This is a genomic window from Streptomyces coelicoflavus (assembly GCF_045041415.1).
Lineage (GTDB): Bacteria > Actinomycetota > Actinomycetes > Streptomycetales > Streptomycetaceae > Streptomyces > Streptomyces coelicoflavus.
Genome location: NZ_CP108218.1, coordinates 4,846,358 through 4,864,171 on the forward strand (window position 1 = coordinate 4,846,358; position 17,814 = coordinate 4,864,171).

Annotated in this window: 15 protein-coding genes; 9 read left to right on the forward strand and 6 right to left on the reverse strand. The window is 72.9% G+C overall.

Features of this window, described 5'->3' with window-relative positions; translation table 11 throughout:
* Positions 1–3: 3 nt before the first annotated feature.
* A complete protein-coding gene (locus OHA99_RS21645) occupies positions 4–1,602 on the reverse strand; it encodes an IclR family transcriptional regulator C-terminal domain-containing protein (RefSeq protein WP_405697320.1) in 1,599 nt (532 codons plus the stop codon).
* 55 nt (positions 1,603–1,657) lie between these two features.
* Positions 1,658–2,956 carry a M6 family metalloprotease domain-containing protein gene (locus tag OHA99_RS21650; protein ID WP_282882615.1) on the reverse strand — a complete coding sequence of 433 codons (1,299 nt, stop codon included), beginning with the start codon at positions 2,954–2,956 and terminating at the stop codon, positions 1,658–1,660.
* Positions 2,957–3,235: 279 nt separating this feature from the next.
* Between OHA99_RS21650 and OHA99_RS21655 the strand changes: the two genes are divergently transcribed.
* Together OHA99_RS21655 and OHA99_RS21660 are read left to right on the forward strand one after the other, a co-directional pair.
* The gene (locus OHA99_RS21655) at positions 3,236–3,889 is read left to right on the forward strand and encodes a TetR/AcrR family transcriptional regulator (protein ID WP_153179388.1); all 654 of its coding nucleotides are present in this window, start codon (positions 3,236–3,238) and stop codon (positions 3,887–3,889) included.
* A gap of 158 nt (positions 3,890–4,047) precedes the next feature.
* Positions 4,048–5,592 carry an MFS transporter gene (locus OHA99_RS21660; RefSeq protein ID WP_153179389.1) on the forward strand — a complete coding sequence of 515 codons (1,545 nt, stop codon included), beginning with the start codon at positions 4,048–4,050 and terminating at the stop codon, positions 5,590–5,592.
* Between the two features lie 138 nt (positions 5,593–5,730).
* On the opposite strand, the gene OHA99_RS21665 is transcribed toward OHA99_RS21660, so the two are convergent.
* Positions 5,731–6,222 (reverse strand): MarR family winged helix-turn-helix transcriptional regulator, encoded by a 492-nt coding sequence (locus OHA99_RS21665; protein WP_405697324.1) that lies wholly within the window; start codon positions 6,220–6,222, stop codon positions 5,731–5,733.
* Positions 6,223–6,344: 122 nt separating this feature from the next.
* On the opposite strand from OHA99_RS21665, the gene OHA99_RS21670 reads away from it, so the two are divergent.
* On the forward strand, positions 6,345–7,106 hold the full coding sequence (locus OHA99_RS21670; RefSeq protein WP_153181916.1) for a dioxygenase: 762 nt from the start codon (positions 6,345–6,347) through the stop codon (positions 7,104–7,106).
* A gap of 49 nt (positions 7,107–7,155) precedes the next feature.
* Here OHA99_RS21670 and OHA99_RS21675 read toward each other — a convergent pair whose 3' ends face one another.
* The gene (locus tag OHA99_RS21675) at positions 7,156–7,674 is read right to left on the reverse strand and encodes a GNAT family N-acetyltransferase (protein WP_153179390.1); all 519 of its coding nucleotides are present in this window, start codon (positions 7,672–7,674) and stop codon (positions 7,156–7,158) included.
* A gap of 225 nt (positions 7,675–7,899) precedes the next feature.
* Here OHA99_RS21675 and OHA99_RS21680 point away from each other — a divergent pair, with 225 nt between their 5' ends.
* Complete coding sequence (locus tag OHA99_RS21680; protein WP_153179391.1) at positions 7,900–8,898, forward strand: RNA polymerase sigma factor RpoD/SigA; 999 nt, start codon at positions 7,900–7,902, stop codon at positions 8,896–8,898.
* 459 nt (positions 8,899–9,357) lie between these two features.
* The gene (locus OHA99_RS21685; protein WP_153179392.1) at positions 9,358–10,053 is read left to right on the forward strand and encodes a TetR/AcrR family transcriptional regulator; all 696 of its coding nucleotides are present in this window, start codon (positions 9,358–9,360) and stop codon (positions 10,051–10,053) included.
* Positions 10,054–10,178: 125 nt separating this feature from the next.
* Here the strand turns inward: OHA99_RS21685 and OHA99_RS21690 are convergent, their stop codons facing one another.
* Positions 10,179–11,150 (reverse strand): YafY family protein, encoded by a 972-nt coding sequence (locus tag OHA99_RS21690; RefSeq protein ID WP_153179393.1) that lies wholly within the window; start codon positions 11,148–11,150, stop codon positions 10,179–10,181.
* Between the two features lie 62 nt (positions 11,151–11,212).
* Here OHA99_RS21690 and OHA99_RS21695 point away from each other — a divergent pair, with 62 nt between their 5' ends.
* The 4 genes from OHA99_RS21695 (at position 11,213) to OHA99_RS21710 (ending at position 16,898) form a co-directional block, all read left to right on the forward strand.
* Positions 11,213–12,778: an MFS transporter gene (locus OHA99_RS21695; protein ID WP_153179394.1), complete on the forward strand. Its 1,566-nt coding sequence runs from the start codon at positions 11,213–11,215 to the stop codon at positions 12,776–12,778.
* A 202-nt stretch (positions 12,779–12,980) separates the two neighbouring features.
* Positions 12,981–13,742 carry a DeoR/GlpR family DNA-binding transcription regulator gene (locus OHA99_RS21700; RefSeq protein WP_164384368.1) on the forward strand — a complete coding sequence of 254 codons (762 nt, stop codon included), beginning with the start codon at positions 12,981–12,983 and terminating at the stop codon, positions 13,740–13,742.
* Complete coding sequence (gene pfkB, locus OHA99_RS21705) at positions 13,739–14,686, forward strand: 1-phosphofructokinase (protein WP_153179396.1); 948 nt, start codon at positions 13,739–13,741, stop codon at positions 14,684–14,686. The genes OHA99_RS21700 and pfkB overlap by 4 nt, the downstream gene beginning before the upstream one ends.
* A gap of 127 nt (positions 14,687–14,813) precedes the next feature.
* A complete protein-coding gene (locus OHA99_RS21710; protein WP_366472142.1) occupies positions 14,814–16,898 on the forward strand; it encodes a fructose-specific PTS transporter subunit EIIC in 2,085 nt (694 codons plus the stop codon).
* A gap of 92 nt (positions 16,899–16,990) precedes the next feature.
* On the opposite strand, the gene OHA99_RS21715 is transcribed toward OHA99_RS21710, so the two are convergent.
* Entirely contained in the window at positions 16,991–17,740 is a 750-nt protein-coding gene (locus tag OHA99_RS21715; RefSeq protein ID WP_164384370.1) for a DUF6227 family protein, read from the reverse strand.
* Between the last annotated feature and the right edge of the window lie 74 nt (positions 17,741–17,814).

Consider the following 17,814-nt stretch of genomic DNA (forward strand, 5'->3'; position numbering starts at 1 on the left):
GGGTCACGTCGGGGGGACGTGGACGAAGCGGCCTGCTACGCGGAGGTCTGCCTCGATGGCGGTTGCCGTCCGGGACAGTTCCGGGAGGAGCTCCGTTTCGCAGGCCGTCGGTGTGCGGCGGGCCGGGTGTGTGGCGACGTTGATCGCCGCCGTCACTCTTCCCGTGCGGTCGTGCACCGGGACCGCGATGGCGCGCAGGCCGGCTTCCAGTTCCTCGTCGACCAGGGCGTAGCCCCGGGCCCGCACCTGCGGGTGGGCCAGGAGGACGCGGCCCAGGGCCGTCGCGTGGGCCGGGAGGCGGGTGCCGAGTGTGACCCGGGCGCTCAGGACGTGGGGCGCGGAGGCCCGGGCCGTGTACTGGATCTCCTCGCCCGAGTCGGACAGGACGGCCAGCGAGGTCGATTCGTGGACGCGGTCGGCCAGGGCCGTTAGGTGGGGCTGGGCGATCTCGGGGAGGGAGGTGCGGGAGAGGGGCGGGAAGCCCAGGGACAGGACCCGGGGGGTGAGGGTGAAGGTGGCGTCGGGGGCGGGGGCGACCAGGCCCGCGTGCGTGAGCGTGATCAGGGCCCTGCGTGCGGTGGCCCGGGCCAGGCCCGTTGCCCGTGCGACCTGGGTCAGGGTGAGCGCGGAGCGGCCCTCGCCGAAGGCGGTCAGGACCGTCAGGCCGCGGGCCAGGGACTCCACGAACTCCCGGCCGAGTTCCTGTTTCGACGCGCCGGTCCAGGTGGCCAGGTCTGTGCGGGGCGGTCCGGGGGCCGGGGGCGGGGCCGTGCGCAGGTCGGTCTCCATGGCCGTTACCGCCGCGCGCAGGCGGGGGAGCAGCGTCGTCCGCAGGTCCGGGGCCGTGTGGCGGCTGGTGTGGCTCACCACGCTCGCCACGCAGGCCAGGCGGCCGGTGCCGGGGTCCCGTAGGTCCCGTACGGGGACCGAGAGCGCCACCAGGCCCGGTTCGATCAGCTGGTCGTCCAGTGCGTAGCCGTCGCTCGCCGCAGTGGTCGTACGGAGGACGAAGTCGTCGTCGGGGGTGGGGTGTTGGCGGGGCGGTACGGCGGGGAAGGTGCGGTCCGCCGGGTCTGCAGCCCGGCGGCTCCGCCAGCGGTGCCAGTCCGGGTCCGTCCATTGCGTGGCGAAGAGGGGGCCGGGGGCGGTGCGTTCGGCCGGGAGCAGGTCGCCGATGCGGAAGCTCAGGGACATGGCGCGGCGGCGGGTGGCCTGGTGGATGAAGCGGACGCCGTCCCGGTCGCCGACCGCCAGGGACACCGACTCGTCCAGTTCGTCGGCCAGGGCGTCGGCGCGGGCGGAGAGGAGTGCGGGGAGGCGGAGGGCGGCGAGGTAGGCGTTGCCCAGTTCCATCAGGCAGGGGGCCAGGGTCACGTCGCGGCCGTCCAGGCGGACGTAGCCCATGCGGGCGAGGGTCGCCGTGAGGCGGTCGACCGTGGAGCGGGCCAGGCCGGTGGTCTTCTCCAGGGCGCTGAGGCTGAGGGTGCCGTCGGGCGCTTCGGTCAGCCGGCGGAGTACGGCGATGCCGCGGAGGAGTGGCGCGACCGCCTCGGTCGGGGTGACCGCCTCGGCCGGGGGGACGTGAGTGGTGTGGGCGGGCATCGGCTCTCCGGTCCGGCGATCACGGCAGGGCGCCCACGGTAGCCCGCCCGGCCCGTCACTTCCGAGTGACCCGGACCCGTACGTCTCCCGTCCCGTCCTTGTCCGTCACCTTGATCGTGATGCCCTTGCGCGGGTCCTTGAAGGTCTCGCCCTCGGTGAAGGTGGCGTCGGAGAGTTCGGCGTGGACGTTGGGGCTGCGGGTGCAGCCGCCGCTGTCGCGCTCGGAGTCGTAGACCCGTACCGGCCCCATTCCGGTGTCCACGTCCGCGTCGACCTTGTAGATCAGTACGCCGGGCCGGCACACCGTCTCGTCGTTGCCCTCGCGGGTGCGCAGTTCGACCGCATAGCCGGAGGTGCCGCTCAGCGGGAGGACCACCAGCTTGTCGCCGCCCTTGCGGGCCAGCGGGGTGAGTGTGTACTCGGTGGTCCCGGGCGCGGACGCGCAGTGCACCTGGGTGCGGTCGAGCCAGCCCAGCTTCCACTTGTGCCAGCCGAGGAGGTCGTTGTTGGCGCCCCAGTCCTCGCTCATGATGTCCCAGTGGCCGACGGCGCCTCCGCCCTCCTGGGTGTAGAGGTCGGGGAGGCCGAAGACGTGGCCGTTCTCGTGGGGGAGTACGCGGTAGCCGGTCTCGTCGTAGGAGCCGGAGCCGTCGTCCTGGCGGGAGTAGACGAAGGAGGCGTTGGCCACCGGGACGCCGTCGGCGACCGGGGCCTCCTGGTTGCCGGCGAAGGTCACGGACAGGACCGTGTCCAGGGCGGAGGGGCCCGCGTTCGGGGTGACCAGGACGTTCACGAGGTCGTACGAGCGGAAGTCGACCTTCGGGTCGGCCGCCGCGACCAGGTCCTGGACCAGTTTGCGGTAGCCGGGCTCGAAGGGGGCGCCGCGTTCTATGCCGTACTCCGCGAAGGACTTGGGCATCCGCAGCCAGTCCCGGATCGGGGTTTCGGGGTGGTAGTCGAGGCGGCCGTAGCTGCTGGTGCGGAACCACTCCTCGGTCTTCGGGAAGAACTCCGCGTACCGGTCGAGCGCCTTGCCCTCGCCGGGCGCGTCGGAGAAGTCGATCATCAGGGTGAGGGCGCGGACGGTGCCGGTGGAGCGGGCGTAGCCGGTGGAGGTGGGCACGCCCTCGGACATCTGGATCTCGGAGCCGCCGCTGATCATGCAGGGGCCGTGCGCGGAGGTGCGGGAGAGGGCGGCGGGGCCGGGGCCCGCGGTGGAGGTGCCGGGCGCGAGCCGGCCGGTGCCGGCCGAGGTGCTGAGCGCGAGGGTCAGGACGGTGACGGTCCCGGCAGCGGTCAGCCGGCGCGGGCGTATGCGGCGGCTCGGCGGCTGCACCTGCCCGTGCGGCTGCATGCGGACCTCCCCGTGCCACGGCAGCCGCCCGACACCGGCTGCGCCCTTGGGCTCACCCTGGGCCGACGGGAGGGCGGGCGCGCGCTGGAGGGGCCGATCGTGGGTTTCTCGCCGGTAGCCGCCGACCGGGGGACGGGCCCCGTTCCGGTGTGACCCAGGTCACGGGAAAGTTCTTCGGCGGTGGGAAATAACCGGGGATCGTTTCCCCGTTTAGACCTGTGTCCGAGCGAAACGGGGACTTGCTCCCCGGATCGTGAACCACAGACCAAGGAGTACGCCGTGCAGACCGCGATCCCCGACCAGCGCAAGGTGGCCCGGCCCCGCGCCGATGCTCTGCGCAATCGGGAGCGGATCGTCGCCGCCGCCCGGGAGATGTTCGTCGAGCACGGGCCGGACGTGCCGCTCGACGACGTCGCCCGCCGGGCCGGCGTCGGCAACGCCACGGTGTACCGCAACTTCCCCGACCGCGACGCCCTCGTCCGCGAGGTCGTCTGCTCGGTCATGGACCGCACGGCACGGGCGGCCGAGCTGGCGCTCGACGAGACCGGGGACGCGTTCGAGGCGCTGGAGCGCTTCGTGCACGCCTCCGCCGACGAGCGCATCAGCGCGCTGTGCCCGATGGTGTCCAGCACGTTCGACGAGCACCACCCCGACCTGGAAGCGGCGCGCGAACGGGTCGAACGGCTCGTCGCCGAGGTCATGGACCGGGCGAAGGCGGCCGGTCAGCTCCGTGACGACGTGGGCGTGGGCGACCTGATGATCGTCGCCGCCCAGCTCAGCCGGCCCCCGGCCGGTACGGAGTGCGTGAGCGCCGACCGCTTCGTCCATCGCCATCTGCAGCTGTTCCTGGACGGGCTGCGGGCTCCAGCCCGCTCCGCCCTGCCGGGTGCGGCCGTGACTCTGGAGGATCTGCGCCGGCCCTGCGACCAGTAGCTCCGCCACTTCCTCCGACCGGTCCGAATCCGGTCACGATCGTTTCCGCCTTCGACGCCGGGTCTGATCGGCCACTGTGCCGGTAGCGCCCGTCGCCGCGGGTTCAGTCGTCCCTTTTCTCATCTTTTTCCGTCACGAAGTCCGAAGTGGGTATCCCCATGTCTCAATCAGCCGTCAAGGCCTCCGGCGTCGCCGACGCCCCGGACGCCGGCCGCTGGAAAGCGCTGGTCTTCATCGCGCTCGCCCAGCTGATGGTGGTCCTCGACGCCACCATCGTGAACATCGCCCTGCCCTCCGCGCAGCAGGACCTCGGCATCTCCGACGGCAACCGGCAGTGGGTCGTCACGGCCTACGCCCTCGCCTTCGGCGGACTGCTGCTGTTCGGCGGCCGGATAGCCGACCTGTGGGGCCGCAAGCGCACCTTCGTCCTCGGCCTCGGCGGCTTCGCCGTCGCCTCCGCGCTGGGCGGTGCGGCCACCAACGAGGCGATGATGTTCGGCTCCCGCGCCCTCCAGGGCGTCTTCGGTGCCCTGCTCGCGCCCGCCGCGCTCTCCCTGCTCGCCGTGATGTTCACGGACGCCAAGGAGCGTGCCAAGGCGTTCGGCATCTACGGTGCGATCGCCGGTGGCGGTGGCGCCGTCGGTCTGATCCTCGGCGGTTTCCTCACCGAGTACCTGAACTGGCGCTGGACGTTCTTCGTCAACATCCCGTTCGCCATCGTCGCCGCGGCCGGCGCGTACCTGGTCATCCGCGAGCCCAAGGGCGGCCGCAACCGCTCGCCGCTCGACATCCCCGGCGTGATCCTGTCCACCCTCGGCCTGGTCGCGCTCGTCTACGGCTTCACCCGCGCCGAGTCCAACGGCTGGAGCGACGCGGTGACGGTCGGCATGTTCGTCGGCTCGGCCGTGCTGCTGCTGGCCTTCGTGCTCGTCGAGTCCCGGGTCAAGGCCCCGCTGCTGCCGCTGCGTGTGATCACCGAGCGCAACCGGGGCGGGATCTACCTCTCGCTGGGCCTGGCCATCATCGCGATGTTCGGCCTGTTCCTCTTCCTGACCTACTACCTGCAGATCGTGAAGGGCTACACGCCGGTGAAGACCGGCTTCGCCTTCCTGCCGATGATCGCGGGCATGATCACGGGCTCCACCCAGATCGGCGCCCGGCTGATGACCCGGGTCGCGCCCCGGCTGCTGATGGGCCCCGGCTTCCTGGTCGCCGCCGTCGGCATGCTGTTCCTGACCCAGCTGGAGGTCGACACCTCCTACGCCGGTGTGCTGCTGCCCGGCATGCTCCTGCTCGGCCTCGGCATGGGTACGGCGTTCATGCCGGCCATGTCCATGGCCACCATGGGCGTGGAGGCTCGGGACGCCGGTGTCGCCTCCGCGATGGTCAACACCTCGCAGCAGGTGGGCGGTGCGATCGGTACGGCGCTGCTGAACACGATCGCCGCCTCCGCCACCACGTCCTACATCGCCGACCACATGGGCGGCGCGTCCTCGCGTTCCCAGCAGCAGCTGGTCCAGCTGGAGGGCCAGGTGCAGGGCTACACCAGCGCGATCTGGTTCGCCGTCGGCATCCTGGTCGTCGCGGCCGCGATCGCCCTGACCCTCATCAACGCCGGGCGGCCGGGCGGCGGCGCCGTCACCGGGTCCGGTGCGGGCGACGAGGCCGAGGACGAGCTGCGGGTGCCGGTCGTCGCCCACTGACGACGCCGGACCCGGTGTCGGACCACTGGCGACGCCGGACCTGGCGTCAGCACCCGCTCGGGCTCCTGTTCCACCCGTGCGGGCGGGGAGGGGACGCCCCGCCCGCACGGTTCCCCCGGACCTGCCCCGGCCGCGCGCTCAGCGCAGCCAGGGCAGGTCCGCACCCGCTTCGCTCGGCTGAAGTCCCTCGGCGACGATCCGCATGATCTCGCCGAGGGACTTCTGCTGTTCCGGGGTGAGCCGGTCGAAGACCGCCTGGCGCACGGCGTTCACGTGGCCCGGCGCGGTGCGGCGCAGCACCTCGTACCCCTCGTCCGTGAGGATGGCGAACTGGCCGCGCTTGTCGGAGGGGCAGTCCTCGCGGCGGACCCAGCCGTTCTTCTCCAGACGGGCGACCGCGTGCGAGAGCCGGGAGCGGGTGATCTTGGCGTACTTGGCCAGCTCCGTCATCCGCAGCCGCCGGCGCGGTGACTCCGCCAGCTTGACCAGCAGGCCGTAGTAGACGTGGGGCATGCCCGCGTCGCGCTGGAGCTGCCGGTCGAGGTGGTCCTCGAGGAGGGTGGCGGCCTCGATGTAGGAGCGCCAGACGAGCTGCTCCTCGGCGGTGAGCCATCGGGCTTCGTCGTTCATGCGTCCACTGTACGAGACGGTTCCTTGAATATTAAACAAAACGGGGGTAGATTGACGGCATAGAGATTGAGAGTTCAAGTATTGGAGGAGCCGTCATGACCGCCGCCGCCCCGCAGGAGCGCATGCCCGCCCTCTATCTCAGCCACGGCGCCCCGCCCCTGGCCGACGACCCCGTCTGGCCCGGCGAACTCGCCGCCTGGTCCGCCGCCCTGCCCCGCCCCAAGGCGATCCTCGTCGTCTCCGCCCACTGGGAGGAGGCCCCGCTCGCCCTCGGTGCCGTCCGGACCGTCCCGCTGGTCTACGACTTCTGGGGCTTCCCCGAGCACTACTACCAGGTGCGCTACGCGGCCCCCGGCGCCCCCGCGCTCGCCGAGTCCGTGCGCAAACTGCTGCGCGCCCCCGGTACGCCGGTGCAGGACGTCCCCGACCGGGGCCTCGACCACGGCGCCTACGTGCCGCTGGTCGAGATGTACCCCGGCGCCGACCTCCCGGTCCTCCAGGTCTCCATGCCGACCCTCGACCCGGGGCGGCTCATGGAGATCGGCCGCCGGCTCGCGCCGCTGCGCGACGAGGGCGTCCTGATCATCGGCTCCGGCTTCTTCACCCACAACCTGGCCGCGCTGCGCCAGGGCGGCATCCCCTCCTGGTCCGCGGAGTTCGACGACTGGGGGCGGCGCGCACTGGACGGCGGCGACGTGGACGGGCTGCTCGACTTCGCGCGCAAGTCCCCGGCGGGGCGGCTCGCCCACCCGCGCACCGAGCACTTCGCGCCCCTGTTCGTGACCATGGGCGCGGCGGACGCGGCCGGCGAGCTGGACACGCGGCGGTCGGTGATCGACGGGTTCTGGATGGGGCTGGCCAAGCGGTCGGTGCAGTTCGGCTGACGGCCGGCCGACGGGGTGCGAGCGGCACCCCCGGATGCCGCCGCCGGGGCTACAGCGGCTTCTCGTACCAGGCCACGTCCCAGTACCGCCCGAACTTCCGGCCCACCTCCCGGTACGTGCCGACGTGCCGGAAGCCGAAGCGCGCGTGCAGTCGCCCCGACGCCGCGTTGGGCTGGGCGACGGCCGCGTAGGCGCGGTGCAGGTCCTCGCCGGCCAGGGCGTCGAAGAGGGACGTGTAGAGGAGTGTGCCGATGCCGCGGCCGCCGGCGTCCGGGGTGACGTAGACGGTGGTCTCCACCGAGGTCCCGTAGGCGGCCTTCGCACGGTAGGGGCTGGAAGTGGCGTACCCCAGAATCTCCTGTGAGTCCGCGTCCGCGGCAACCCTCAGGCGGTACGGGCCGTCTTCAGGGTGGGAGAGCAGCCAAGGGCGGCGCTCTTCCGGGGCGAAGGGCTCGGTGTCGAAGGTGACGGGCGTCTCACGCACGTAGTGGTTGTAGAGGTCGGTGAGGGCCTTGAGATCCCCCTCGACTCCCGGTCTGACCTGGACCTCGGCGGTTCCTGGTGGCATCACCCCTCCTCGTGTGGCGGCACAGGGTACTGCATGATCAGAAAAATCGAGGGGCGGGTTGGGAATTCTGTCCGGATTCCAGTCGTTGTTTCCATCGGATGCAGGGCACCCGAGGAGAGTCCCGAGAACGAACCCGAGAGGGGTCGGAGACAACGGAGACAACCCCGCAAGGCGCCCGGGCGTCCACAGGACCACCCGCTGAACCACCATCGCAAGGGAGCACGCATGGCAACCCGTGCCGTCGCCCGTCGTAAGTCCGCCACCGGCGAGACCTCCGGCTCGGCAACCAGCGTCCGCGCGAACGGCGGCGAGCTCGCCGACCGCGATCTGGTCGGCATGTACCTCGACGAGATCGCCCGGACACCGCTGCTCGACGCCGCCAAGGAGGTCGAGCTGTCCCAGACCATCGAGGCGGGTGTGTTCGCGCGGCAGGTCCTCGAAGGCTGCGCGGAGACCGGGGCGGACGCCACCCGCGAGGAGCTCCAGGCCCTGATCGACGAGAGCGAGCGGGCGAAGGACGTCTTCATCCGCTCCAACCTCCGCTTGGTCGTCGCCGTCGCCCGCCGCTACCCGCGCAGCGGCCTGCCGCTCCTCGACCTGATCCAGGAGGGCAACGCCGGCCTGGTCCGCGCGGTCGAGAAGTTCGACTACCGCAAGGGCTTCAAGTTCTCGACGTACGCGACCTGGTGGATCCGTCAGGCCATCACGCGCTCCATCGCCGACCAGTCGCGCACCATCCGGCTGCCCGTCCACCTGGTGGAGGAGCTGGGCCGGATCCGGCGCGTGCAGCGCGAGTTCAACCGCGAGCACGGGCGCGAGCCGGAGCCCGCCGAGATCGCGGCCGAGCTGGGCTCGACCCCGGAGCGCGTCACCGACGTGCTCGACTGGGCCCGCGACCCGGTCTCGCTGAACATGTCGGTGGACGACGAGGGCGAGACCCAGTTCGGCGACCTGCTCGAGGACACCTCGGCCGTGTCCCCCGAGCAGTCGGTGCTGACCCTGCTGCGCAGCGAGGAGCTGGACGACCTCATCGGCCGCCTCGACCCGCGCACGGCCTCCATCATCAAGATGCGGTACGGCATCGACGACGGCCGCGAGCGCACGCTGACCGAGGTCGGCAAGGAGCACGGTCTCACGCGCGAGCGCATCCGCCAGATCGAGAAGCACGCGCTGCTGGAGCTGAAGAAGCTGGCCCGCGACACCGGCTTCGAGGCGGCCGCGTAAAGTCGCCGGGGGCGACGGCCGGGCCGCGCGGTCCGGCCGCCTCGTGACACGGGGGCGTGACGTGGCGGGTGGGGCGTACGCCGGGTGCTGAACCCGGCGCAAACATGGCCGTACAACGCTGCTTCAACCCGCCGGGGCCGGGCAAGAGACGTTCGAGCCCGTTGTCCGGCCCGTTCCCGCGGGTCCCGGGCCGGGCCCGGATACGGCTCGTACCGCGCCCCCGGCACAGCACACTGGACCACGTCCCGACGCACTCCCCCCGGCGCCGGGACTTCCCGAGCCGGGCTCGGCGCCCCTCCCCCCGGGGCGCCGCAGCCCGGCTCTTCCCGTGACGGGAGGCCGGCGGCGGGCCGGAGCGGGAGGAGCGGGGCAGCGCGGGAGGGGCGGGGCACCCCGAACCTGAACCCCGGGGTGGCCCGCCGAATGGCAGATTCTGCCACAGCGGCATAGCCTGCCGAAGTGAGCAGCACCGTTCCAGTGTTTCCCGACCCCGGGCCGGGGCCGTCCGGGTCCGTCTCCCTGACCGAGCGGCGCAAGGCCGAGACCCGGATGGAGATCGCCCGGGCTGCGGCCCGCCTCTTCGCCGGCCAGGGCCTGCGGGCCACCCGGGCCGAGGACATCGCCAGGGCCGCGGGAGTCGCCCCGCGCACCTTCTACCGCTACTTCGCGGCCAAGGAGGAGGCGATCGCCCCGCTCTACGCGCTCGGCGCCGAGCGCTGGGTGCACGCGGTGCGCGAAGCCCCGGCCGAACTGTCCCCGCCCGAGGCCCTGGAGCACGCCGTGCGGCACACGCTGACCCCGGGCGCGGGCGTCTCGGCACCCTCCTGGGAGTGGGCGGCCACCCTCATCCGCCTGGCCGGGAGCAGTCCGGCGCTGCGCAAGGTGTGGGCGGAGGTCTGCCACGCCACGGAGCGGGGGCTGGTGGAGGCGCTGGCCGCGCGGATGTCGTGCGGCGACGACAACGTTGCCGCACGACTGGCCGCCACCCCCCGGCTGCATTTCGCCGGCGCGGTGGCGGGCGCGGCCGTGCGCGTCGCCGTGGAGCACTGGGCGGCATCGACCCCGCAGGGCGCGCGCAGCCCCCTGGAGCAGGCGCTGCTGAACCTGGAGACGCTGCGGGGGTTCACCTGGGAAACCGACCCGACGCCACCGTGACGTGACCTGACGTGACCTGACCTGACGGGGTGCGGGTGACCGGGCCGGTGCCGTCCCCAGGGTCGTCGTCGGTCGCCACCGCCCGGGTCGCGCCCGGGGCGCTCTGTAAGCCGATGGCCCGCCGGTTACTCGCCCTCCGCCGCACGGCCCAGACGTGCTCCCAGCTCCCGTACGCACTCCACCAGTTCCGCCGGTTCGCGGACCCGGAACTCCAGGCCGGTCGTCGCCAGGCGGGCCGCGACCCACTTCACCGAGCCGGACACGGTCGCCCGGACCACGCACGACGTGCGGCCGTCCACCGGCTCGGGCGTCCCCATCCAGTGCGGCAGCAGAGGCGCGACGGCCTCGGCCGGGGCGTGGAAGACGACCGCGATCTCGTAGGAGTCGTTCCGCCGCTGCATCGAGCGCCGCAGGTATTCGGCCGCGTCCCCGGTCGGCAGCTCCCGGGGAGCGAAGCGTGCCCCCGTGGCGAAGGGCTCGCTCACCCGGTCGACCCGGAAGGTCCGCCAGTCGTCCCGGTCGAGGTCGTAGGCGACCAGGTACCAGCGCCGCCCGGTCGACACCAGCCGGTACGGCTCCGTCACGCGTCGCGTCCCGGTGCCGTCCGCCGCGCGGTACGCGAACCGCAGCCGCTCGTGCCCGGCCACCGTCGAGGCCATCACGGTCAGCGTCTCGGGTGCGATGCTCGGCCCGTCCCCGCTGGTCAGCGGCGTGGTCGCGGACTGGAGCGTGGCGACCCGGTGGCGCAGCCGGGACGGCAGCACCTGCTCCAGTTTGGCCAGCGCCCGCACCGACGCCTCGTCCAGTCCCGCGACCGCGTGCCCGGCGCCGGCCCGCAGCCCGACCGCGATGGCCACCGCCTCCTCGTCGTCGAGCACGAGCGGCGGCATGGCCTTGCCCGCCACCAGCCGGTAGCCGCCGTCGGCGCCCATCGTCGCCTGGACCGGATAGCCCAGTTCGCGCAGGCGGTCGATGTCCCGCCGGACCGTGCGCCGGGAGACCCCGAGCCGGTCGGCCAGCTCGCCGCCGGGCCATTCGCGGGGCGTCTGGAGGAGGGAGAGGAGCGTCAGCAGCCGGGCCGGAGTGTCCGTCGTCATGCGTCCGAGGATGCCGCAGAACTAGGACACGATCCGGCCTACTGGGCTCATACGTTCTTCCCATGACCTCCACGCACACCCCGGACCCGGCACCCGTCCCGCCCGCCGCGGCCGACACGCCCCTCTCACCCGCCGCGACCGGCGCGCCCGCCGCGGGCGACCGGCGTCGCTGGTTCGCGCTCGCGATCGTGATGACCGCGGCGTTCATGGACCTGGTAGACGTCACCATCGTCAACATCGCCATCCCCTCGATCCAGAAGGACGAGGGCGCCACCTTCAGCCAGATCCAGTGGATCACCGCCGGGTACGCCCTGGCCTTCGCGGCCGGGCTGATCACCGGCGGGCGGCTCGGCGACATCCACGGCCGCAAACGGATCTTCCTCGTGGGCATCGGCGGCTTCACCCTGGCGTCGGCGCTGTGCGGCCTCGCGGCGAACCCGGAGATGCTGGTCGCCTCCCGCATCCTCCAGGGCGGCATGTCGGCACTGATGGTGCCGCAGGTGCTGTCGATCGTGCACGCCACCTTCCCGGCGCACGAACGCGGCAAGGTCTTCGGGCTGTTCGGCGCGATCGTCGGACTCGGTGCCGTGTCGGGGCCGCTCCTTGGCGCCCTGCTCACCGAGTGGAACCTCTTCGGGCTCGAATGGCGGCCCATCTTCCTCATCAACCTGCCGGTCGGCATCGCGGGCCTCGTCCTCGGCAGCCGCTTCATCACCGAGTCCAAGGCGCCGCGCGCCCTCCGGCTCGACCTGGTCGGGGTCGCGCTGGTCACCCTCGGACTGCTGATGCTGATCTACCCGCTCACCCGGGGCGAGGAGCTGGGCTGGCCGCTGTGGGGCCACCTCTCGATGGCCGGCTCCCTCGTGGTCCTCGCGGTCCTGGTCGCCCACGAGCGGCGCAAGAGCGCGCGGGACGGTTCGCCGCTGGTGGAGCTGTCGCTGTTCAAGGTGAAGAGCTTCGCGGCCGGCATCGCCGTGCAGACCGTCTTCGGGGTCGGACTCGGCGTCTTCTTCCTGGTGTGGACGCTGTACATGCAGGTGGGTCTCGGCTGGACCCCGCTGCGGGCCGGGCTGACCGGCGTACCGTTCTCGATCGCCGTGTCCACCGCCGCCGGGATCTCGGTGCAGAAGCTGGTCCCGCGCTTCGGGCGCAAGGTGCTCCAGGCGGGCGCGCTGGTGATGGCGGCCGGAGTGCTCCTCTACGTCTGGGAGGCCGGGCGCTACGGGCTCGCCATCACGTCCTGGCAGATGGCGCTTCCGCTGGCCGTCATGGGCCTCGGCATGGGGCTGATCGTCGCGCCGCTGACCGACGCGGTGCTCTCCCAGGTGCCGCGCGAGCACGCCGGGTCGGCGTCCGGGCTCATCAACACCGTGCAGCAGATGGGCAACGCGCTCGGGCTCGGGCTGGTGTCGGTGGTCTTCTTCGGCACGATGAGCGACCACCTGAACCCCGCCCGCATCGGGCCGGCCTACGTGGACGCCTTCCAGAACGCGCTGGGCTGGGTCGCCGCGGTACTGGCCGTCATCTTCCTGCTGATGTTCGCGCTGCCCGCACGGCCCGTCCAGCACGTGGAGGGGAGCGGGGCGGAGGACCGGGTGGAGGAGGAGAAGGAGCCCGCGCTGGTCTGAGACCGAGGCGGACGAGAGGCGGGTCCGAGGCGGACGAGAGGCGGGTCCGGCAGCTCCGTGCCGGACCCGTCTCTCGTCACGTCAATGCCCGTTCATGCCTGGTTGTGTCTGACTGCTTCCGATCCCTGTTTACATTTCGGACAACCAGACGTAGCCTCCGAGTGAAACCACAGGTTCGGGCACGGGTCGGAGGTGAACGGTCATGTACGCACCGGAGCGGCAGCAGGAGATCCTCCGGCTCGCCCGGGACGGCGGCCGGGTGGACGTGGTGTCGCTGGCCGAGGAGTTCCAGGTGACGGCGGAGACCATCCGCCGCGACCTCAAGGCGCTCGACCGCGCGGGTCTGCTCCGCCGGGTGCACGGCGGCGCCATCCCGGCCGGGCGGCTCGACTTCGAACCGGGCCTCGCCGAGCGCGAGTCCACGGCCGCCGACGAGAAGGACCGCATCGCCAAGGCGGCCCTGGCGGAACTGCCGTTCGAGGGCACGCTGATCCTCGACGCCGGCTCCACGGTGGCCCGCATGGCCGCGGCGATCCCGCCGGAAAGTTCGCTGACCGTGGTCACCCACAGCCTGCCCATCGCCGCCCGCCTCGCCGACCACCCCGGCATCCAGCTCCACCTCGTCGGCGGACGCGTGCGGCACCGTACGCACGCCGCCGTGGACGCCTGGGCGCTGCGCGCGTACGGCGAGATCCGCGCCGACGTGGCCGTGCTGGCGGCCAACGGGTTCTCCGTGGAGCACGGCCTGACCACCCCCGACCTGGCCGAGGCCGCCGTCAAGCGGGCCGCCCTGACCGCCGCCCGGCGCGTGGTGCTGCTCGCCGACTCCTCCAAGTACGCCCAGGAGCACTTCGCCCGCTTCGGCGCCCTGAGCGACGTGGACCTGCTGATCACCGACAACGGACTGACCCCCGAGGACGCCGGCGACCTCGAGCGCGCCGGCACGGAAGTAGTACGCGCATGATCCTGACCGTCACCCCCAACCCGTCGCTGGACCGCACCTACGAGGTGCCCTCCCTCGACCGCGGCGAGGTCGTCCGCGCCACCGGCGAACGGGTCGACCCCGGCGGCAAGGGCGTGAACGTCTCGCGCGCGGTGACCGCCGCCGGGCAGCGCACCGTCGCGGTGCTGCCGCTGGGCGGGGCACCGGGCGCCCTCGTCGCCGACCTGCTCGACGCGCAGGGCATCGAGGTCGCGCCGGTCCCGATCACCGGGCCCACCCGCTCCAACATCGCGCTCGCGGAAGCCGACGGCGTCCTCACGAAGATCAACGCCCCGGGTCCCGAACTCACCCCGGCCGAACGCGAACTGCTCCTGGAGACCGTACGGCGCCAGTCGCCGGGCGCGGACTGGATCGCCTGCTGCGGCAGCCTGCCCCGCGGACTCGCCCCCTCCTGGTACGCCGACCTGGTCGCCCGCGCGCACGCTGCCGGGGTCCGCATCGCCCTGGACACCTCCGGGCCGGCGCTGCTGCGGGCGCTGCGCGAGCGGCCCGACGTGGTCAAGCCGAACGCCGAGGAGCTGGCCGAGGCCGTCGGGCGTCCGCTGGCCACGGTCGGTGACGCCGTGAAGGCCGCCGAGGAGCTGCGGGAGCTGGGCGCCCGCGCCGTGCTCGCCAGCCTGGGCGCCGACGGCCAGCTGCTCGTGGACGACGCGGGCACCTGGTTCGGCACCGCCCGCGTGGACGCCGTACGCAGCAACGTCGGCGCCGGGGACTCCTCCCTCGCCGGGTTCCTCGTCGCGGGCGGGACCGGCCCCGGCGCCCTCGCCTCCGCCGTCGCGCACGGCGCCGCCGCCGTCCAGCTGCCCGGCAGCGTGATGCCGACGCCGCACGACCTGGACCCGGCCGCCGTGACCGTCACGGCCGAGGTGCCCGTGGACCGCGTACTGGGGGAGCCGGCGCCATGACTCCCCGCCATGCATCCGCCCCGCTCCCCGGGGCCGCCCCCAGCCCCCACCGCTGTGCCCCCGTCCCCCTCCCCGCCCCCGCCCCTCACCCCACGTACCGGGCGATACGCGAGCTAAGGAGCCCGCGATGAGCGACATGATCACCGCGGACCTGGTCGACCTCGACCTGTCCGCCGACACCAAGGAAGCGGCGGCGCGCGCCCTCGCGGAACGCATGGTGGCCCTGGGCCGGGTGACCGACCTGGAGGGCTTCCTCGCCGACGTCGCCGCCCGTGAGGCGCAGATGCCGACCGGCCTCGACGGCGGCATCGGCATCCCGCACTGCCGCAGCGAGCACGTCACCGAGCCGACGCTCGCCTTCGGGCGCAGCACGGCCGGCGTCGACTTCGGGGCGGCGGACGGACCGGCCGACCTGATCTTCCTCATCGCCGCTCCGGCGGGCGCCGACGACGCCCACCTGACGATCCTCTCCTCGCTGGCCCGGCAGCTGATGAACGCCGAGTTCACCGCCGCGCTGCGCTCGGCGGGCGACGCGGCGGGCGCCGCCGCGCTGATCCGCGGGGAGGAGCCGACCGCGGCCGCGGGCACCACGGAGAGCATCCCCGAGGACACCACCGAGGAGGCCAGGGACACCGGGGCGGTCTCGGCGGCGGCCTCCGCCGAGGCCGCCCCGGGCAGCACCGGCGAGGACCCCGGCGAAGCCGGGCGCCCCTTCCGTATCGTCGCCGTCACCTCCTGCCCCACCGGCATCGCGCACACCTACATGGCCGCCGAGTCGCTGGAGAACGCGGGCCGCGAGGCCGGCGTCGACCTCGTCGTCGAGACCCAGGGGTCGGCCGGCTTCACCCGCCTCGACCCGGCCGTGATCGCGGCGGCGGACGGCGTGATCTTCGCCCACGACGTGCCCGTGCGCGACAAGGAACGCTTCGCCGGGAAGGCCACCGTCGACACCGGCGTCAAGGCCGCCATCAACCGGCCCGGCGAGCTGATCGGCGAGGTCCGCGGCAAGGCGGCCCGCGGCGAGGTCACCTCCGCGTCCCCGGGCGCGACGCCCGTCGAGCGCGGCGGCGAGTCCGGCGAGGGCTACGGCACCAAGCTCCGCAAGTGGCTGATGTCCGGCGTCAGTTACATGGTCCCCTTCGTCGCCGCGGGCGGCCTGCTGATCGCCCTGGGCTTCGCCATCGGCGGCTACGAGATCAACAAGGCGCCCTCCGTGATGGACCACTTCGTGTGGACCCAGGCCGACAGCTGGGGCGCGCTGCTGTTCCAGATCGGCGGCGTGGCCTTCGCCTTCCTCGTCCCGGTGCTGGCCGGCTACATCGCCTACGGCATGGCCGACCGGCCGGGCCTGGTCCCGGGCTTCGTCGGCGGCTCGATCGCGCTGACCATCAACGCCGGATTCCTCGGCGGTCTGGCGGCCGGTCTGCTCTCCGGCGGGGTGGTGCTGGCGATCCAGCGGGTGCCGATACCGAAGGCGCTGCGCGGCATCATGCCGGTGGTGGTGATCCCGCTGATCTCGGCGGCGGTCGTCGGGTTCCTGATGTTCGTCGTGATCGGCAAGCCCATCGCCTCCGCGCAGTCGGGCATGACCGACTGGCTGAACGGCCTGTCCGGCGCCAACGCGATCCTGCTCGGCGCGCTGCTCGGCCTCATGATGTGCTTCGACCTCGGCGGCCCGGTCAACAAGGTCGCCTACACCTTCGCCACCGCGGGCATCGCGGTCGCCAGCCCCAGCGACTCGGCGATGAAGATCATGGCGGCGGTGATGGCGGCCGGCATGGTCCCGCCGCTGGCGATGGCCCTGGCCACCACGGTGCGCGGCCGGCTCTTCAACGCCGCCGAGCGCGAGAACGGCAAGGCCGCCTGGGTGCTGGGCGCCTCCTTCATCTCCGAGGGAGCGATCCCGTTCGCCGCGGCCGACCCGCTGCGCGTCATCCCCGCCTCCATGGCGGGCGGCGCGGTCACCGGCGCTCTGTCGATGGCCTTCGGCGCGACGCTGCGCGCGCCGCACGGCGGCATCTTCGTCGTGCCGCTCATCGGCAACCCGCTGCTCTACCTGGTCGCCATCGCGGCCGGAGTCTGTGTCACCACGGCCCTGGTGATCGTCCTCAAGGGGCTGCGCAAGCCGGTGACGGGAGCGGCGGCCCAAGGGCCGGGCGGCGCGGACCCGTCGGCCCCGACGCCGGGCGCGAAGCAGCCGGTGGCCGCGTAGGGCGCGCCGGGCGAACCCAGCAGGGGTGAACCCCCGCCCCGCCCCGCGCAGTCCGGGCCGGTCCCTCCTCTCGGGAGGGACCGGCCGTTGCCCTACGGGGACACCTGCTCCGCGCGCCGCTCCATCGCCCGGCGGGCCGTGTCCTCACTGTCGTACACCTCACACATGTGGCGTCCGTCCGGCGTGGCCGTGTGCTCGACCTCCCACAGGGAGACCTCCACGCCGTCGCGCAGCAGGAACGCGTGCTCGTAGAGCGAGAAGCCGACCCGCGCCCGGTTCGCCCGGCCGGGACCGCCGAAGGCCTGGGTGATCTGGTGCCCGCACGCCGTCGACAGCCGGTCGGCGAGGTCGGCGCCCGGCCGGTCCGCGTTCTCCGCGCGGCGCAGCAGCCGGCGGGCGTGGTCCGCCGAGGCGTCGGGGACGTACGCGTGACGCGGCGTGGGGACGGGCGACAGCTGCACCTGCACCGGCAGTTCGAAGTCCGGGGTGTCGGGCGGCAGCGCCAGCCGGGAGCCCGCGGTGCGCAGCTCCTCCTCGTCCACGTAGACCTCGTGCTGCGGTTCGCTGCCCGGGGCGGTGTTGTGGACCAGCTCCCAGAGCGTGAGCGCCGAGCCGTCGGCGAGCAGCCAGGTGTGGCGGTACGTCTCCCGGTGCAGCCCCGCGCTGTGGTGCGCGGAGTGCAGTGAACCGTCGTGCGCCAGCGCGCAGTCCAGCCGCCGCAGGACCTCGTCGGGCAGCTCGAATGAGTTCAGGGCGCGTCCGAGCAGCCGCATGAGGTGCTCCTCCGGAGACTCGGGCGACTCGGGTGGTTCGTACGCTGCCGTCTCGTACGGAACGCTCAAGGTTTCTCCCGGCGTTGCTGCATGTCACCTTGTGGGTGCATACCGTAGCCCCTCGGTCGGACATCATGTCCGGG

Bases quoted from the DNA above. Each gene is read 5' to 3' on its own strand.
- OHA99_RS21650 (WP_282882615.1), bottom strand. From the start codon at position 2,956: ATGCAGCCGCACGGGCAGGTGCAGCCGCCGAGCCGCCGCATACGCCCG.
- OHA99_RS21695 (WP_153179394.1), top strand. From the start codon at position 11,213: ATGACCTCCACGCACACCCCGGACCCGGCACCCGTCCCGCCCGCCGCG.
- pfkB (WP_153179396.1), top strand. From the start codon at position 13,739: ATGATCCTGACCGTCACCCCCAACCCGTCGCTGGACCGCACCTACGAG.
- OHA99_RS21710 (WP_366472142.1), top strand. From the start codon at position 14,814: ATGAGCGACATGATCACCGCGGACCTGGTCGACCTCGACCTGTCCGCC.
- OHA99_RS21670 (WP_153181916.1), top strand. From the start codon at position 6,345: ATGCCCGCCCTCTATCTCAGCCACGGCGCCCCGCCCCTGGCCGACGAC.
- OHA99_RS21665 (WP_405697324.1), bottom strand. From the start codon at position 6,222: ATGAACGACGAAGCCCGATGGCTCACCGCCGAGGAGCAGCTCGTCTGG.
- OHA99_RS21700 (WP_164384368.1), top strand. From the start codon at position 12,981: ATGTACGCACCGGAGCGGCAGCAGGAGATCCTCCGGCTCGCCCGGGAC.
- OHA99_RS21675 (WP_153179390.1), bottom strand. From the start codon at position 7,674: ATGCCACCAGGAACCGCCGAGGTCCAGGTCAGACCGGGAGTCGAGGGG.
- OHA99_RS21690 (WP_153179393.1), bottom strand. From the start codon at position 11,150: ATGACGACGGACACTCCGGCCCGGCTGCTGACGCTCCTCTCCCTCCTC.
- OHA99_RS21680 (WP_153179391.1), top strand. From the start codon at position 7,900: ATGGCAACCCGTGCCGTCGCCCGTCGTAAGTCCGCCACCGGCGAGACC.
- OHA99_RS21660 (WP_153179389.1), top strand. From the start codon at position 4,048: ATGTCTCAATCAGCCGTCAAGGCCTCCGGCGTCGCCGACGCCCCGGAC.
- OHA99_RS21645 (WP_405697320.1), bottom strand. From the start codon at position 1,602: ATGCCCGCCCACACCACTCACGTCCCCCCGGCCGAGGCGGTCACCCCG.